General features: G+C 64.6%; 1 protein-coding gene. It reads right to left on the minus strand.

What is annotated here, in order from left to right:
• Positions 1-268, minus strand: a 268-nt coding sequence (locus SB756_RS30615) for an ATP-dependent helicase C-terminal domain-containing protein (RefSeq protein WP_410913310.1), incomplete at both ends; no start/stop codon positions are given.

The following is a 268-nucleotide window of genomic DNA, read 5'->3' on the forward strand; positions in this document are numbered from 1 at the left end:
GCGCCCTTTCAAATCCTTCTTCACCTCGGCATAGGTGCTGCGCCAGAAGTTCGCCAGGTCCTGCGTCACCTGCACCGGGCGCCGCGCAGGCGACAACAAGTGCAGCTTCACCACCTGCCGCCCACCGGCAATGCGCGGCGTATCCGCCAACCCGAACAATTCCTGCAGGCGCACCGCCAGGATCGGCGGCTGTTCGCTGTAGTCCAGTCGCACCGACGAACCCGATGGCACCTTCACATGCTGCGGTGCCAGTTCGTCCAGACGTTGG

It is taken from the genome of Pseudomonas sp. SIMBA_068 (assembly GCF_046534705.1).
GTDB classification, from domain to species: Bacteria; Pseudomonadota; Gammaproteobacteria; order Pseudomonadales; family Pseudomonadaceae; genus Aquipseudomonas; species Aquipseudomonas putida.